Here is a 15,573-nt window from a genome sequence, read left to right as displayed (position 1 = left end):
ACCATGTACAACCTTCCTGATGATCGCGGCCACTTCGGCCCGTATGGCGGCGTGTTCGTCGCCGAAACGCTCATTCACGCGCTGGACGAACTGCGCGCCGCATATGAGAAATTCCGGAACGACCCCGAATTCGTCGCCGAATACGAGCGCGAACTGAAATATTTCGTCGGCCGTCCGTCGCCGATCTATCACGCGCAGCGCTGGAGCGAGATGCTCGGCGGCGCGCAGATCTACCTGAAGCGCGAGGACCTGAACCACACCGGCGCGCACAAGATCAACAACGTGATCGGCCAGGCGCTGCTCGCGAAGCGCATGGGCAAGAAGCGCGTGATCGCCGAGACGGGCGCCGGCCAGCACGGCGTCGCGACGGCAACGATCTGCGCGCGCTTCGGGATGGAGTGCATCGTCTACATGGGTGCCGAGGACGTGCGCCGCCAGGCCGCGAACGTGTACCGGATGAAGCTGCTTGGCGCTACCGTCGTGCCGGTCGAATCGGGTTCGCGCACGCTGAAGGATGCGCTGAACGAAGCGATGCGCGATTGGGTCACGAACATCGAAAGTACGTTCTACATCATCGGCACGGTCGCGGGCCCGCACCCGTACCCGGCGATGGTGCGCGACTTCCAGCGCGTGATCGGCGACGAGTGCAAGGTGCAGATGCCGGAACTCGCCGGCCGCCAGCCGGATGCGGTGATCGCTTGCGTCGGCGGCGGTTCGAACGCGATGGGCATCTTCTATCCGTACATCGATGACAAATCCGTGCAGCTGATCGGCGTCGAAGCGGCCGGCGACGGCCTCGACACGGGCCGTCACGCGGCATCGCTGATCGCCGGCAGCCCCGGCGTGCTGCACGGCAACCGGACGTACCTGCTGCAGGACGACAACGGCCAGATCATCGAGACGCATTCGGTGTCGGCGGGCCTCGACTATCCGGGCGTCGGCCCCGAGCACGCCTGGCTGAAGGACAGCGGCCGCGCGCAGTACGTGCCGATCACCGACGACGAAGCGTTGAAGGCGTTCCACGACTGCTGCCGGATCGAGGGGATCATTCCCGCGCTCGAGTCGAGCCACGCGATCGCGTATGGCGTGAAGCTCGCCCCGACGTTGCCGAAGGACAAGATCCTGCTCGTCAACCTGTCGGGCCGTGGCGACAAGGACATGCACACGGTCGCCGAGCGATCGGGCATCGCGCTCTGACCGCCGCCGATGCGTGACCTGATCGAACAGCCGGGCGGCGGCGCCGCGAGCGAAGCGGAGGCGGGGCAGCCCGTCGTCGCCGTGCCGCGCGCGCTGCCGTCCGGGATCGAACTGCATAACCGCGATTTCATGACCGAAGCCGCGCGCCTGCCGGATGCGTCGATCGACCTGATCGTCGCCGATCCGCCGTACGGGCTCGGCAAGGACTACGGCAACGACTCGGACAAGCGTTCGGGCGACGATTTCCTCGCGTGGACGCGCGAGTGGCTCGAGCTCGCGATCCCGAAGCTCAAGCCAAGCGGGTCGATGTACATCTTCTGCACGTGGCAGTACGCGCCGGAAATCTTCAGCTTCCTGAAGACGAAGCTCACGATGATCAACGAGATCATCTGGGACCGGCGCGTGCCGAGCATGGGCGGCACGACGCGCCGTTTCACGTCGGTGCACGACAACATCGGCTTTTTCGCGGTTTCCAGGGCGTATTACTTCGATCTCGATCCGGTTCGCATCCCGTACGACGCCGACACGAAGAAGGCCCGCTCGCGCAAGCTGTTCGAAGGCAGCAAGTGGCTGGAGATGGGCTACAACCCGAAGGACGTCTGGTCGGTCTCGCGCCTGCATCGGCAGCACGCGGAGCGCGTCGATCATCCGACCCAGAAACCGCTGGAAATCATTGAGCGGATGGTGCTCGCAAGCTGCCCGCCGGGCGGCCGCGTGCTCGATCCGTTCATGGGCAGCGGCACGACCGCGGTGGCCTGCGCACGGCAGGGGCGCGACTTCGTCGGCTACGAGATCAACGAAAGTTATTGCGCGATCGCGCACGAGCGCGTGAGTGCGCTCGCCGCGCGGGCGTGCGCGTGAGTCGCGCCGCCGCAGTGCCGATCGCATCAAGGAAAATTGCCATGTCCTCCCGTATCCAGCAGACCTTTGCCACGCTCGCCGAACAAGGCCGTAAGGGCCTGATCCCGTTCATCACGGCCGGCGACCCCGATCCCGCGAAGACCGTCGAATTCATGCATGCGCTCGCCGAAGGCGGCGCCGACGTGATCGAGCTCGGCGTGCCGTTCTCGGACCCGATGGCCGACGGCCCGGTGATCCAGCGCTCGTCGGAACGCGCGCTCGCGCGCGGCGTCACGCTGAAGAGCGTGCTCGCCGACGTGAAGCGCTTTCGCGAGACCGACCCGAAAACCCCCGTCGTGCTGATGGGTTATGCGAACCCGATCGAACGGATGGGTGTCGATGCGTTCGCCGCCGAAGCACAGGCGGCGGGCGTCGACGGCGTGCTGGTCGTCGACTATCCGCCGGAAGAAGCGGGCGTGTTCGCCGAGAAAATGCGCGCCGCGCAGATCGATCCGATCTTCCTGCTCGCGCCGACGTCGACCGACGAACGCATCGCCGACGTGGGCAAGATCGCGAGCGGCTACGTGTATTACGTGTCGCTCAAGGGCGTGACCGGCGCCGGAAATCTGGATGTTTCGAGCATTGCGGGTAAAATCCCGGCCATCAAGTCGCGCGTGCCGGTTCCGGTGGGCGTCGGCTTCGGCATTCGCGACGCCGAAACGGCGCGCGCGGTGGCCGAAGTGTCGGACGCCGTCGTGATCGGCAGCCGTCTGGTGCAACTGCTCGAGAGCGCCGCACCGGAGGGCGCTGCCGCCGAGCTGAAGACGTTCATCGCCGAGCTGCGTGCCGCGTTGGACGGCGCCGGCAAGACGGCGCGATAAACACAACACAGGAAGCGGGAGCGGGCCGTTTGGCCCGCCCCGCCACGGAACAGGAAACCATACGATGAGCTGGCTCGACAAACTGTTGCCGCCGAAGATCAAGCAGACCGACCCGAAAAGCCGCAAGGGCATTCCGGAAGGTCTGTGGGTCAAATGCCCGTCCTGCGAGGCCGTGCTGTACCGCAACGACGTGGATGCGAACCTGCACGTATGCCCGAAGTGCGATCACCACATGCGCATCGGCGCACGCGAACGCCTCGACGGGCTGCTCGATCCGGAAGGCCGCTATGAAATCGGCCAGGAAATCGTTCCGGTCGACTCGTTGAAGTTCAAGGACAGCCGCAAGTACCCCGATCGTCTGAAGGAAGCGATGGACGAGACGGGCGAGACCGACGCGATGGTCGTGATGGGCGGCGCGATCCACACGCTGCCCGTCGTCGCGGCCTGCTTCGAGTTCTCGTTCATGGGCGGCTCGATGGGCTCGGTCGTCGGCGAACGCTTCGCGCGCGGCGCGCAGAACGCACTGGAACAACACGTGCCGTTCATCTGCTTCACGGCATCGGGCGGTGCGCGGATGCAGGAAAGCCTGCTGTCGCTGATGCAGATGGCCAAGACCACCGCGATGCTGACCAAGCTGGCCGAAGCCAAGCTGCCGTTCATCTCGGTGCTGACCGACCCGACGATGGGCGGCGTGTCGGCGAGCTTCGCGTTCCTCGGCGACGTCGTGATCGCCGAGCCGAAGGCGCTGATCGGCTTTGCCGGCCCGCGCGTGATCGAGCAGACGGTGCGCGAGAAGCTGCCGGAAGGCTTCCAGCGTGCGGAATTCCTGCTGAAGACGGGCGCGATCGACATGATCGTCGACCGCCGCAAGATGCGCGACGAGATCGCGCAGCTGCTCGCGCTGCTGCAGCGACAGCCGGCCGACGCGCTGGCCTGATTGGCGCGGCGTTGTGAACTGCGCGCGTCGCCCGGCTGAACCGCCGGGCGGCGCGTTTCGTTTTTTGGCGTAGTGGCGGTACTGATTCAGATTTGATCCGATGAGCACTTTTCCCACTCTCGACGCGTGGCTTTCGCATCTCGAACGCGCGCACCCGGTCGGCATCGACATGGGCCTGACCCGCATCGGGCAGGTCAAGGCGGCGCTGCAGCTCGAATTCGCGTGCCCCGTGATCACGGTCGGCGGCACGAACGGCAAAGGCTCGACCTGCGCGTTCCTCGAGGCGATCCTCGTTCACGCGGGATACAAGGTCGGCTGTCACACGTCGCCGCACCTGCTCGAATTCGGTGAGCGTGCACGCGTGAACGGGCAGCAGGTCAGCGACGCCGAACTGCTGCCGCACTTCGAAGCCGTCGAAGCCGCACGCACGTCGTTGCCGGAGCCGGTGTCGCTCACGTACTTCGAATTCACGACGCTCGCGATCCTGCATCTGTTCGCGTCGCGCGGCCTCGATGCGGTGATCCTCGAAGTCGGCCTCGGCGGCCGGCTCGATGCGGTCAACATCATCGACACCGATTGCGCGATCGTCACGAGCATCGATATCGATCACACCGAATACCTCGGCGACACGCGCGAGAAGATCGCGTTCGAGAAGGCGGGGATCTTCCGTTCGGGCAAGCCGGCGATCTGTGGCGATCCCGCGGTGCCGCAGACGCTGGTCGATCATGCCGACGCGATCGGCGCCGACCTGTGGCTGGTCGGACGCGACTTCCGCTACGAGGCGCAGCCGGGTGCGGAACGTCAGCAGTGGAGCTACCTCGGCCGCGACAAGCGCTATCCGGCGCTTGCGTATCCGGCGCTGCGCGGTGCGAACCAGCTGATCAATGCGTCGGCCGCGCTGGCCGCGCTCGAGGCGCTGCGCCCGGTGCTACCGGTGTCCGCGCAGGACATCCGGCTCGGGCTCGCGAACGTCGAGCTGCCGGGGCGCTTCCAGGTGCTGCCCGGCAAGCCGGCGATCGTGCTGGACGTCGCACACAATCCGCATGCGGCGGCCGTGCTCGAGCAGAACCTCGGCAACATGGGCTTCTTCCCGTACACGTACGCGGTGTTCGGCGCGATGCACGACAAGGACATCGATGGCGTGCTGCGCCACCTGAAGGGCGAGATCGACCACTGGTGCGTGACCGACTTGCCGCTGCCGCGCGCGGCGAGTGCGGAGCAGCTCGAAGCCGCGCTGCGCAAGGCCGGCGTGGAAGAGGGGGCTGATTCGAGCGTCACGCGTTTCGCATCGCCCGCCGAAGCGTTTCGCGATGCACTAAAAAGAGCATCCGAGAATGATAGAATCGTGGTTTTCGGCAGTTTCCATACGGTGGCAGGTGTGATGGCCTACCGGAAATCGCAGCAACACTGACTGACGGGCAGTTTCGGACTCAGCCATTCATGGGAATTTTCTCGTTCGGCAAGAAAGACGACGACGCGCCCACCCGGCGCGGCGGTCGTACCGGGGCCTCCCGGAACGTGCGCACGGAGCGCACTGAACGCGTCGAGCGACGCACGCGCCGTACGGAGCGTCCGGAGTCGGATGCTCTGCTCCTCGATCCGACCCTTCCTGAAAAGCAACGCGCACGCCGTCGCCTCGTCGGCGCGATCGCGCTCGTCGTCGCAGCCGTGATCGTGCTGCCGATGGTGCTCGATTCGCACCCGAAGCCGGTGACGGACGATATCGCGATCGATATCCCGAACCGGCCCGCGCATCAGGCGGTCGCAGCGGGCGATGACGATGCGTCCGACGTGCAGGCGGGTGTCGCGCACGACGAACCGCCGGCATCCGACGTTGCCGCCGTGGCGGCCGCTCCCGCGCCTGCCGCGCAGGATACGGCCAAGCCGGCTGCGAAGCCCGACGCGTCGACGGCCACCACGGCAAGCGTGACGCCGCCGAAGCCTGCCGCGAAGCCGGCCGCCCCCGCGGCGAAACCGGTCGCGCCGAAGCCGGCGCCCGCGGCCGTCGCGAACACCGACACCGATGCCGCGCCCGACAACGGCGACGCATCTTCGCCGGCGTCGCCGGCCGGCGCACGCTTCGCGGTGCAGCTCGGGTCGTTCAAGGATGACGCAACGGCCCGCTCGTGGGCGGCCAAGTTGAAATCGGCGGGTGTACCCGCATATGTCGAGCATCGCAAGCAGGCTGACGGCAGCACGGCTACACTGCTGCGTGCCGGCCCGTTCGCGGATCGTGCGGCGGCATCCGCCGCGATCGCGAAGGTGCGCGAAGCCGGACTGACGCAGTAACGTGCGATGCTGACGGCTTTCGACTACGCTGTATTGGCGGTGATCGCGTTGTCTGCGCTGCGTGGCGCGTGGCGCGGCTTCGTCTCCGAAATTTTCGGGCTGATCGGCTGGATCGCGGCGATCGTGATCGCGGGCCGCTACGTCGGACTCGTCGTACCGTATATTCCGGCGAACTGGCCGGGCGGCGCGCTGACGCAGTGGGTGATCTCGTTCGCGCTGATCGTGATCGGCGTGGTGTTCGTCGCAGGGGTCGCGAACGCGCTGTTGTCGCGCATCGCGCAGGCGACGGGCCTCGGCGGTGTCGACCGCTCGCTGGGCATGATGTTCGGGCTCATCCGCGGCTGCGTGCTGGTCGTGCTGCTGGTCGCGGCGGCCGGGCTGACCGACTTGCCCAAACAGGATTTCTGGCGCAATGCGCTATTGCGTCCTATCGCCGAACAGGGCGTGCACGAGCTGAAGCAGCTCCTGCCCGACGGCATGGCCCAGTACGTACGCGTGTGACGACGCGGCCGGGCAGGACGGAACCGATTTTGTCATCTTGAAGGACATGCCATGTGCGGCATCGTAGGTGTTATTTCCCAATCCCCCGTCAATCAGCTGATCTATGACAGCCTGCTGCTTTTGCAGCATCGCGGTCAGGACGCAGCAGGCATCGCGACGGCGGATGGCAGCAATTTCCACATGTACAAGGCGAACGGGATGGTGCGCGACGTGTTCCGCACGCGCAACATGCGCAGCCTGCCCGGCACCTTCGGCATCGGCCAGGTCCGCTACCCGACGGCCGGCTCGGCGTCGAGCGAAGCCGAGGCGCAGCCGTTCTACGTGAACGCGCCGTTCGGGATCATCCTCGCGCACAACGGCAATCTGACGAACTGGGAACAGCTGAAGGACGAGATGTTCCGGATCGATCGCCGGCACATCAACACCAATTCCGACAGCGAAGTGCTGCTCAACGTGTTCGCACACGAGCTGCAACTGTCGACGACCGGCCTCGAACTCGATCCGGCCGCGGTGTTCAAGGCCGTCGCGGGCGTGCATCGCCGCCTGCAGGGTTCGTATGCGATCGTGTCGCTGATCGCCGGCTACGGTCTGCTCGCGTTCCGCGATCCGTTCGGCATTCGCCCGCTCTGCCTCGGCAAGCTCGAAACCGAACACGGCACCGAATGGATGGTCGCGTCGGAGTCGGTGGCGGTCGAAGGCATCGGCTTCGAATTCGTGCGCGACGTGCAGCCGGGCGAAGCGATCTTCATCGACAAGGCCGGCAACTTCCACAGCCAGCAGTGCGCGGAGCAGCCGACGCTTAATCCGTGCATGTTCGAATACGTGTATCTCGCCCGTCCGGATTCGTGCCTCGACGGCGTGCCGGTCTACAACGTGCGCCTGCGCATGGGCGACTACCTCGCCGAGAAGATCAAGCGCGAGCTGCCGAACGTGCCGATCGACGTCGTGATGCCGATTCCCGATTCGTCGCGTCCGGCCGCAATGCAGGTCGCCGCGAAGCTCGGTGTCGAGTATCGCGAAGGCTTCTTCAAGAACCGCTACGTCGGCCGGACCTTCATCATGCCGGGCCAGGCCGTGCGCAAGAAGTCGGTGCGCCAGAAGCTCAATGCGATGAGCATCGAGTTCAAGGACAAGCACGTGCTGATCGTCGACGATTCGATCGTGCGCGGCACGACCTCGCACGAGATCGTGCAAATGGCGCGCGATGCGGGCGCGAAGTCGGTGATCTTCGCGTCGGCGGCGCCGCCCGTGAAGTTCCCGAACGTGTACGGCATCGACATGCCGACGCGCGGCGAGCTGGTCGCACACGGTCGCACCGACGAAGAAGTCGCGAAGATCATCGGCGCCGACCACCTGATCTATCAGGACGTCGACGACCTGCGCCGCGCGGTGCGCGACATCAACCCGAAGCTCGAGCACTTCGAGGCGTCGTGCTTCGACGGCAACTACATCACCGGTGCGGTGACGCCCGAGTACCTCGATGCGATCGAGCGCGCACGCCTCGCACCGGCGTCGCAGGCCGACCGCGACGCGGCCAGCGACACCGCGGTGTCGCAGATGAACCTGCAGCTGTCGGTCGAGTGATGCCGGCGCGCGCTTCGAATGAAGCGTGATAGGATGTGGCCTTGCGTCGATTTGATTCAGCTTGCGGACGCGGGGCGACTTCCCAAAACAGCTAAAGCGAAGGCCGGCGGCAGCCGGCCCGAGTCGATCGCTGTCGTACCGCACCGAAGCCCGCTGATGCCGACGCATAGCGGGCTTTTTGTTTTGGCCTGGTTTTTGGCTGGGTTCGCGCGTCATGCATGATCTTCGGCGCGACCTTCGAATACGGAAAACGGAACATGGACGACTCCCTCAATTTCGACACGCTCGCCGTGCGCGCGGGCACGCTGCGTAGCAGCGACTTCAACGAGCATTCGGAAGCGCTGTTCCTCACGTCGAGCTTCTGCTTTGCAAGCGCGGCCGAGGCAGCCGAGCGCTTCGCGAATTCGGAAGACTATTTCACCTATTCGCGCTTCACGAACCCGACGGTCACCATGTTCCAGGATCGTCTCGCCGCGCTCGAAGGCGGCGAAGCCTGCATCGCGACGGCGTCAGGCATGGCCGCGATCATGTCGGTCGTGATGTCCGCCCTGCAGGCGGGCGATCACCTCGTCAGCTCGCGCAGCCTGTTCGGCTCGACGCTCGGGATGTTCTCGCAGATCTTCAGCAAGTTCGGGATCACGACGACCTTCGTCGACCCGACCGACCTGAACGCATGGCAGGAAGCCGTGCGGCCGGAAACGAAGATGTTCTTCCTCGAAACGCCGTCGAATCCGCTGACGGAGCTCGCGGACATCGAGGCGATCGGCAAGATCGCGAAGGCCGCGAACGCGCTGTTCGTCGTCGACAACTGTTTCTGCAGCCCGGTGCTGCAGCAGCCGCTGAAACTCGGCGCGGACGTCGTGATGCACTCGGCGACCAAGTTCCTCGACGGGCAGGGCCGCGTGCTCGGCGGCGCGCTGGTGGGTTCGAAGGAATTCATCATGGGCAAGGTGTTCCCGTTCGTGCGCAGCGCGGGCCCGACGCTGTCGGCGTTCAACGCGTGGGTGCTGCTGAAGGGGATGGAGACGCTGTCGCTGCGCGTCGAGAAGCAGTCGGCGAATGCGCTGGAAATCGCGCGCTGGCTCGATTCGCATCCGGCCGTCGCACGCGTGTTCTATCCGGGGCTCGCATCGCACCCGCAGCACGAGCTCGCGAAGCGCCAGCAGAAGGCGGGCGGCGCGATTGTGTCGTTCGAGCTGAAGGGCGACACGCCGGAGCAGCAGCGCGCGAACGCATGGCGCGTGATCGACAGCACGAAGCTGATCTCGATCACCGGCAACCTCGGCGACACGCGCACGACGATCACGCATCCGGCCACGACGACGCATGCGCGCATCACGCCGGAAGCGCGTGCGGCCGCCGGCATCAGCGAAGGGTTGATCCGCCTCGCAGTCGGCCTGGAGAACGCCGGCGACCTGCGCAACGATCTCGCGCGCGGTCTCGAAGGCTGAGCGTAGCGGCCGGTTTCACGGCTGCATGAAAGACGGGCCGCTCAGACTGAGCGGCCCGTTTCGCTTTGACTGGCGACGTGCGCGTTGCCGGATTCAGCCTGCGTGCGCGGCCTGCCCGGGCTGTGGCGCGTCGCGCATCGCGTTCACCATCCAGCGCAGCGTTTCGTCGAGCGGCGTCGCGGACAATTCGCCCACCGCGCGCCGCAGCTTGTCACGCGACCCGCTCAGGCGCTTTACTTCGTTATGCCGCACGAAACGCGGATCGATCGTCACGTCGATCGCGTAACCGGCGATGCGCGACAGCATCGCCAGCACTTCTTTCAGCGAATACGCGCGCTCCGAGCAGACGTTGAACGTCTCGCCGGCCGGCGCCGCTTCGAGCAGCTTCAGATACGCGGCCGTCACGTCGCGCACGTCGGAGAAATCGCGGCTCACGTCGAGATTGCCGAGCGAGATGCGCGGCGCGTTGCACGCATAGTGCGACACGAGCTTCGGCAGCAGATATGCGTCGTCCTGGCCGACGCCGGTGTAGTTGAACGGACGCGCGATCACGATCGGCAACCGGTCGGCCCACAGCTTCGCTGCGTATTCCATCGCGAGCTTGCTGACCGCGTAGTCGTTCGCGGGCGCCGGCGCGACGCCCTCGTCGAGCACGCCGGCCGTCGAATTGCCGTAGACGTTCGCGCTGCTGGCGAGCAGCACGGCCGACGGGCGGCGGTCGAGGCCCGCGAGCGCGGCCAGCAGGTTGCGCGTGCCGGCGATGTTGACCGCGTAGGTCTGCGACGGCTCGTCCCGCGCGACGTGCGCACGTGCGGCGAGATGCACGACCGCATCGGGGCGCGCATCGGCCGCCGCCGCACGCATTGCGTTCGCATCGAGCAGATCGGCCTGCAGCAGGGTGCAGTTCGCGAATGCCGGGTCGTCGGGCCGCGTCGCACCGGGCGTCACGGTGCCCCACACGTCGTAGCCGGCCGCTTCGAGGCGCTGCGCCATGTAGCGGCCGGTGAAGCCCGTCAGGCCCGTGACGAACGCACGGCGCGGCGGGCATCCCGCGTCAGTACGTGTCATGGCGGCGATTTCGCGTCAGGTCCGCTTCCACCATCATCTGGCAAAGCTGCTCGAGCGTCGTCTCGGGCGCCCAGCCGAGCCTGGATCTGGCCTTGTCCGCGCAGCCGATCAGCAGGTCGACTTCGGCGGGGCGGTAGAACTTCGGGTTCACTTCGACGAGCACGTTGCCGTTCGACGCGTCGAGGCCGCGTTCCTGCTCGCCCTTGCCGGTCCATTCGATCTGATAGCCGGCGGCCGCGAACGCCATCCGCACGAAGTCGCGCACGGTCTCCGTGCGGTTGGTCGCGAGGACGTAGGTGTCGGGCTCGTCGACCTGCAGCATCCGCCACATCCCTTCGACATATTCGAGCGCGAAACCCCAGTCGCGTTTGGCATCGAGGTTGCCGAGTTCGAGTCTGGCCGCCTTGCCGAGCTTGATCTTTGCGACGGTGTCGGTGATCTTGCGCGTGACGAACTCGCGGCCGCGCAGCGGCGATTCGTGATTGAACAGGATGCCGCTGCAGCCGAACAGGCCGTACGACTCGCGGTAGTTCACGGTCATCCAGTGCGCGTACAGCTTCGCGACGCCGTACGGGCTGCGCGGGTAGAACGCGGTCGCTTCCGTTTGCGGGATCGACTGCACCATGCCGAACATCTCGGACGTCGATGCCTGGTAGAAGCGCGTCTTCGGGCTTACCACGCGGATCGCCTCGAGCAGGTTGAGCGGGCCGATGCCCGTCACTTCGGCGGTCGTCGCCGGCTGGTCGAACGATACGCCGACGAAACTCTGCGCGGCCAGGTTGTACAGCTCGTCGGGCTGCGTGCGTTCGAGCAGCCGCAGGCTGGAGCCCGCATCCGTCAGGTCGTGCTCGACGAGCGTCAGGTTCGGATGCGTGTCGACGCCGAGTTCGGCGATGCGCCAGAAGTTTACCGAGCTGGTGCGGCGATAGGTGCCTGTGACCTCGTAGCCCTTGTCGAGCAGCAGCCTGGTCAGGTAGGCGCCGTCCTGACCGGTGATCCCCGTGATGATGGCCTTCTTGCGAGTTTGGCTCATGGCAATGTCCTGGTCGAAGCGTTGAATTGAGAAAATCAGGCGGTCGTGCTGGCGGCGGCCGGCAACGTGCGGCGTGCGGGGCCGCGCGTGAGGCGCCGCTCGAAGCCGTACCAGCTCAGCGTGGCGTACACGAGCGTGATCGCGAGCGCGAGCGCGGCCGTCACGAAGCGGTTCAGGTGCAGCGGCCACAGTGCGTACAGCACGCTCAGGTGAATCAGGTACACGGTGTAGCTGACGGTGCCGACGTAGACGAGCAGCGGGTTCGTCAGCACGCGTTGCACGAGGCCGCGTCCGCGCAGCGCGATCACGACGATCGACGTGCACAGCAGCAGCGAGATGCTGTAGAGCGCGGCGTTCGACACCGGCGTGTTCGCCGCGCGGAACCGCGGGAACGACAGGTGCAGCCACGCGAGGATCGCGAGCGACACGAGTGCGCCGACGATCGCAAGCGGGTAGAACGGCTCCAGCGCGCGGCGGTCGCGGCGCAGCACGATCGCGAGCAGCGCGCCGGCGGCGAGCAGATCCATCCGGAACGGCGTCAGGTAGTAGATCGGCCAGAACGAATCGAACCACGGCGTCGCGATCGCGCGCAGCACGGGCGCCGCGACGATCAGCGCGGCGGCGATCCACAGCAGCGCGCGCTCCGAACACCACAGCACGACGAACGGCCAGAAGATGTAGAACTGCTCCTCGACGGCGAGCGACCACAGCACGTTCAGGCTGTCATGGCCGATGCTGCCGAGCGACAGCCCGATATTGGTCGAGAAGAACGCGAACCATGGCCAGTGCGGCAGCCAGCTCGCCCCGAACAGCAGCGTCGACACGACGAGCAGCAGCGCGTACGGCGGCAGGATCCGGCGCACGCGGCGCGCGTAGAAGTGGCTGAAGTACGACTGTCCGCGCGCCTTGCGATCAAGCAGGATGCCGGTGATCAGCAGGCCGCTCAGCACGAAGAACAGGTCGACGCCCATCCACAGCGGCGCCCTCAGCGCGTGCTGCAGGAACACGGCGCCAACGGCGATCGCGCGCAGTCCGTCGAGCTGCACGATGCGGCCGTGTTGCGGCGGGGCGAGGCCGGCGGTTTGCGCGCTGCCCGTCATCGCGCCGCTCCTTCGCGACGCGCGGCCGAAGCCGTGGCGCGCCGCGCATTCGATGCGTGAACGTAATGCATGCCTTTTAAATGAAATATTGAGCCGAAATCGATTCTAGGGAAAAGAAATCGGCAAAAAAACGCATGTCATTTATCCGGCTGAAAACGTGCGAATGACGGCGGTTTCAATCGCTACATGAAAGGTTTTCCGGCTGGGCGCCATGTGGGGCGTGCCGGAGCGGCATTTTCTACGGATTGGTGCGTGAAAGGTGGTCGTTATTTCCGCATCGCCGGTCATTTTAAATTTTGTTCCAGATCGATATTTCAGGCAGAAACATCCAAAAATATTTCCAAATTTCTTGTGATTATTTTTGCTTGTAACCTGCATCGCGACGTTTGAAACCCATTTCGCGACAGGTCATCCGGGCATGCGGCACGCCGCGGCGCCGGTCGTTTCCGCATCAAGTCTGGAGAGCGCATTGCGACGTCTGATTCTGGTTGGCATGACGGTGTGCGCGGCGCTCACGTGGAGCGCCGCATCGGCCGAAACGGTGTTGCCCGCGACGACCTCGTGGATCGGCAACACGTTCGGCTATGGCGACGGCAGCTGGACGCAGATCGACATCCGTGCGATCGCGGTGACGCCCGACGGCAAGGTGTATACGAATGCGCCGTGGGACGAGAGCGGCGCCGAGGCGAGCGTCTACCAGGACGGGAAGATGCTCGGCTTCGCCGGTGGCACGCATGGCTGGGGCAACCTCGGCGGCAGTGCGATCGCGGTAAACGGCAAGTACGCGTATGTCGCGATCGGCGTCGGCAACGAGCGCGGCCATCTGCAGTCGCCGGGTATCTGGCCGGATAAGGGCAAGCAGTGGTTCGGCATCTCGCGGCGCACGCTCGGCGACATGAAGCAGCCGGCGCCGTTTCGCGCCGCGCCGCAGGTCGCGCCCGGCGGGCGCGCCGATGCCGGCCGCGCGCGAATGGCCGCGAGCTTCATGATGGTCAACGAGGTGCCGGCGCCGGCCCGATCGGAAGTGGGCGGGTTGAAAGCGGAAGTGGGCGGCCTAGCGGCGGACGACAAGACGCTGTTCGCGACGAATCCGTCACATGACGCGGTCGACGTGTACGACGCCGACACGATGCAGAAGAAGGCCACCTGGAGCGCACACGAGCCGGGCCGCATCGCGCTCGCGGGCGACGGCACGCTGTGGCTTTTGACCGATACGGTCAGCGGGCCTGCGCACCTCGTGCACGTGCGCGCCGACGGCCGCAAGCTCGACGACGCGCCCGCGCTGCCCGACGGCACCGACGCAGTGGACGTGGCGGTCGATGCGAAAGGGCGCGTGCTGGTCGCGGACAACGGCCCGCGCCAGCAAATCCTGATTTTCTCGAAAGGCGGCAAGGGCTACGCGGCGTCCGGCACGCTCGGCGAGCGCGGCGGCATCTTCTCGGGTCCGGTCCCGGGTCGCCCCGGGCCGCAGCGCTTCAACGGGCTGACGGGCGTGGGCGTCGATCGCGAGGGCAACATCTATGTGTCGATGAACGGGATCGGCCCGCACCACGACACGATCGGCGCGGGGCTCGGCGCGGTGCTCGAAAGCTATACGCCGGACGGCAAGCTGCGCTGGCAGGTGCAGGGCTTGCTGTTCGTCGATGGCGCGTGGCTCGACCCCGCGCGGCCGAACAGCGTGTATACGGGCAACAAGCGCTTCGAGCTCGACCTGTCGAAGCCGCCCGGCCAGGACTGGAAATACGCCGGCTTCCTGTCGAACCGCTTCAAGTATCCGGACGATCCCGTGTTCCACACGGATCAGTATCCCGGCATGCCGTTCGCGCGGCGCGTCGACGGCCGCACGTTCCTGTACCTGACCGACATGTATGCCGATCACCTGAAGATCTACCGCTTCGACGCGAAGCGCGACGGCGAGGTCGCGATTCCGTCGGGCCTGATCGCGGGCCGCGCGCGTCCGGTCGACAAGGTGCCGAACAAGCCGCCGGGCGGCGACTGGATCTGGCGCGACGCGAACGGCAACGGCCGCATCGACGCGGACGAGTTCGAGCTCAACACGACCGGCAAGGCGAAGGCCGGCGGCTGGGGCTGGTGGGTCGACACGAAGGGCGACATCTGGCGCACGAGCGACGTACGCGGCATCCACCGCTTCCGCTACGGCGGCGTCGACAAGGCCGGCAACCCGATCTACGCGTACGACAAGGTCACGACCTATCCGATGCCGCAGCCGTTCACGCAACTGCGCCGTGCGATCTACGAGCCGCAGACGGACACGCTGTACGTGACGGGCTATACGGCCGATGCGCCGCCGCAACCAGGCATCAACAAGGAAGTCGGCCGCGTGCTGGTGCGCTACGACAAGTGGTCGACCGGCTCGCCGGTCGTGCGCTACACGGTCGCGCTGCCGTGGCAGCTCGATGCGAAGCCGATCCTCGACCTGATTGGGATCACGGTCGAGGGCCGCTACATCTTCACGGTGGAGCCGGTCGGCAAGATCCACGTGTACGACAAGGAAACCGGCAAGGAAGCCGGCGTGATGAGTCCGGGCGCGGAGGTCGGCAAGGCGTCGGGCTGGGTCGACGTGCCGTTCGGCATCAGCGCGTTCCGGCGCGAGAACGGCGAATACCTGGTGTTCGTCGAGGAAGACGCACGCGGCAAGGTGCTCATGTACCGCTGGAAACCGTAACGGGCC

At 66.1% G+C, this 15,573-nt stretch carries 14 protein-coding genes; 11 read left to right on the top strand and 3 right to left on the bottom strand.

Annotation, left to right across the window (positions count from 1 at the left end; genetic code table 11):
• Positions 1–3: 3 nt before the first annotated feature.
• The 9 genes from trpB to J7024_RS18750 all read left to right on the top strand — a co-directional run bounded on the left by trpB (position 4) and on the right by J7024_RS18750 (position 9,680).
• A complete protein-coding gene (gene trpB, locus J7024_RS18790) occupies positions 4–1,197 on the top strand; it encodes a tryptophan synthase subunit beta (RefSeq protein WP_124826384.1) in 1,194 nt (397 codons plus the stop codon).
• Between the two features lie 9 nt (positions 1,198–1,206).
• Positions 1,207–2,058: a DNA-methyltransferase gene (locus tag J7024_RS18785; RefSeq protein ID WP_124826383.1), complete on the top strand. Its 852-nt coding sequence runs from the start codon at positions 1,207–1,209 to the stop codon at positions 2,056–2,058.
• Positions 2,059–2,099: 41 nt separating this feature from the next.
• Positions 2,100–2,918 carry a tryptophan synthase subunit alpha gene (gene trpA, locus J7024_RS18780; RefSeq protein WP_124826382.1) on the top strand — a complete coding sequence of 273 codons (819 nt, stop codon included), beginning with the start codon at positions 2,100–2,102 and terminating at the stop codon, positions 2,916–2,918.
• Between the two features lie 64 nt (positions 2,919–2,982).
• Entirely contained in the window at positions 2,983–3,855 is an 873-nt protein-coding gene (gene accD / locus J7024_RS18775) for an acetyl-CoA carboxylase, carboxyltransferase subunit beta (RefSeq protein WP_009691548.1), read from the top strand.
• 100 nt (positions 3,856–3,955) lie between these two features.
• A complete protein-coding gene (gene folC, locus J7024_RS18770) occupies positions 3,956–5,266 on the top strand; it encodes a bifunctional tetrahydrofolate synthase/dihydrofolate synthase (protein ID WP_124826381.1) in 1,311 nt (436 codons plus the stop codon).
• 29 nt (positions 5,267–5,295) lie between these two features.
• Positions 5,296–6,144 carry an SPOR domain-containing protein gene (locus J7024_RS18765; protein ID WP_124826380.1) on the top strand — a complete coding sequence of 283 codons (849 nt, stop codon included), beginning with the start codon at positions 5,296–5,298 and terminating at the stop codon, positions 6,142–6,144.
• Positions 6,145–6,150: 6 nt separating this feature from the next.
• Positions 6,151–6,645: a CvpA family protein gene (locus J7024_RS18760; protein WP_124826379.1), complete on the top strand. Its 495-nt coding sequence runs from the start codon at positions 6,151–6,153 to the stop codon at positions 6,643–6,645.
• A 51-nt stretch (positions 6,646–6,696) separates the two neighbouring features.
• Positions 6,697–8,229 (top strand): amidophosphoribosyltransferase, encoded by a 1,533-nt coding sequence (purF, locus tag J7024_RS18755; RefSeq protein WP_124826378.1) that lies wholly within the window; start codon positions 6,697–6,699, stop codon positions 8,227–8,229.
• A gap of 257 nt (positions 8,230–8,486) precedes the next feature.
• The gene (locus tag J7024_RS18750) at positions 8,487–9,680 is read left to right on the top strand and encodes an O-succinylhomoserine sulfhydrylase (protein ID WP_124826377.1); all 1,194 of its coding nucleotides are present in this window, start codon (positions 8,487–8,489) and stop codon (positions 9,678–9,680) included.
• Between the two features lie 93 nt (positions 9,681–9,773).
• Here the strand turns inward: J7024_RS18750 and J7024_RS18745 are convergent, their stop codons facing one another.
• From J7024_RS18745 to J7024_RS18735, 3 genes are read right to left on the bottom strand one after another with little or no spacing between them, the layout of a single operon-like run.
• Entirely contained in the window at positions 9,774–10,748 is a 975-nt protein-coding gene (locus tag J7024_RS18745) for an NAD-dependent epimerase/dehydratase family protein (RefSeq protein ID WP_175760204.1), read from the bottom strand.
• Positions 10,735–11,781 carry a GDP-mannose 4,6-dehydratase gene (gene gmd, locus J7024_RS18740; RefSeq protein WP_124826375.1) on the bottom strand — a complete coding sequence of 349 codons (1,047 nt, stop codon included), beginning with the start codon at positions 11,779–11,781 and terminating at the stop codon, positions 10,735–10,737. The genes J7024_RS18745 and gmd overlap by 14 nt, the downstream gene beginning before the upstream one ends.
• A gap of 35 nt (positions 11,782–11,816) precedes the next feature.
• Positions 11,817–12,881, bottom strand: a complete 1,065-nt coding sequence (locus J7024_RS18735) for an acyltransferase family protein (RefSeq protein ID WP_124826374.1) — start codon at positions 12,879–12,881, stop codon at positions 11,817–11,819.
• Positions 12,882–13,067: 186 nt separating this feature from the next.
• On the opposite strand from J7024_RS18735, the gene J7024_RS18730 reads away from it, so the two are divergent.
• Both J7024_RS18730 and J7024_RS18725 read left to right on the top strand, forming a co-directional pair.
• Positions 13,068–13,271: a hypothetical protein gene (locus J7024_RS18730; RefSeq protein ID WP_175770149.1), complete on the top strand. Its 204-nt coding sequence runs from the start codon at positions 13,068–13,070 to the stop codon at positions 13,269–13,271.
• Positions 13,272–13,374: 103 nt separating this feature from the next.
• Complete coding sequence (locus J7024_RS18725; protein WP_175751679.1) at positions 13,375–15,567, top strand: hypothetical protein; 2,193 nt, start codon at positions 13,375–13,377, stop codon at positions 15,565–15,567.
• Positions 15,568–15,573: the final 6 nt, after the last annotated feature.

This window comes from Burkholderia sp. WTPI3 (assembly GCF_021483755.1).
GTDB lineage: Bacteria > Pseudomonadota > Gammaproteobacteria > Burkholderiales > Burkholderiaceae > Burkholderia.
Note: the sequence above shows the minus strand (reverse complement) of the source record. Positions and strands in the feature narration are given on the sequence as shown.

Bases quoted from the DNA above. Each gene is read 5' to 3' on its own strand.
- J7024_RS18735 (WP_124826374.1), bottom strand. From the start codon at position 12,881: ATGACGGGCAGCGCGCAAACCGCCGGCCTCGCCCCGCCGCAACACGGC.
- J7024_RS18745 (WP_175760204.1), bottom strand. From the start codon at position 10,748: ATGACACGTACTGACGCGGGATGCCCGCCGCGCCGTGCGTTCGTCACG.
- J7024_RS18760 (WP_124826379.1), top strand. From the start codon at position 6,151: ATGCTGACGGCTTTCGACTACGCTGTATTGGCGGTGATCGCGTTGTCT.
- trpA (WP_124826382.1), top strand. From the start codon at position 2,100: ATGTCCTCCCGTATCCAGCAGACCTTTGCCACGCTCGCCGAACAAGGC.
- trpB (WP_124826384.1), top strand. From the start codon at position 4: ATGTACAACCTTCCTGATGATCGCGGCCACTTCGGCCCGTATGGCGGC.
- purF (WP_124826378.1), top strand. From the start codon at position 6,697: ATGTGCGGCATCGTAGGTGTTATTTCCCAATCCCCCGTCAATCAGCTG.
- J7024_RS18730 (WP_175770149.1), top strand. From the start codon at position 13,068: ATGAAAGGTTTTCCGGCTGGGCGCCATGTGGGGCGTGCCGGAGCGGCA.
- J7024_RS18725 (WP_175751679.1), top strand. From the start codon at position 13,375: ATGACGGTGTGCGCGGCGCTCACGTGGAGCGCCGCATCGGCCGAAACG.
- J7024_RS18750 (WP_124826377.1), top strand. From the start codon at position 8,487: ATGGACGACTCCCTCAATTTCGACACGCTCGCCGTGCGCGCGGGCACG.
- accD (WP_009691548.1), top strand. From the start codon at position 2,983: ATGAGCTGGCTCGACAAACTGTTGCCGCCGAAGATCAAGCAGACCGAC.
- folC (WP_124826381.1), top strand. From the start codon at position 3,956: ATGAGCACTTTTCCCACTCTCGACGCGTGGCTTTCGCATCTCGAACGC.
- J7024_RS18765 (WP_124826380.1), top strand. From the start codon at position 5,296: ATGGGAATTTTCTCGTTCGGCAAGAAAGACGACGACGCGCCCACCCGG.
- J7024_RS18785 (WP_124826383.1), top strand. From the start codon at position 1,207: ATGCGTGACCTGATCGAACAGCCGGGCGGCGGCGCCGCGAGCGAAGCG.
- gmd (WP_124826375.1), bottom strand. From the start codon at position 11,781: ATGAGCCAAACTCGCAAGAAGGCCATCATCACGGGGATCACCGGTCAG.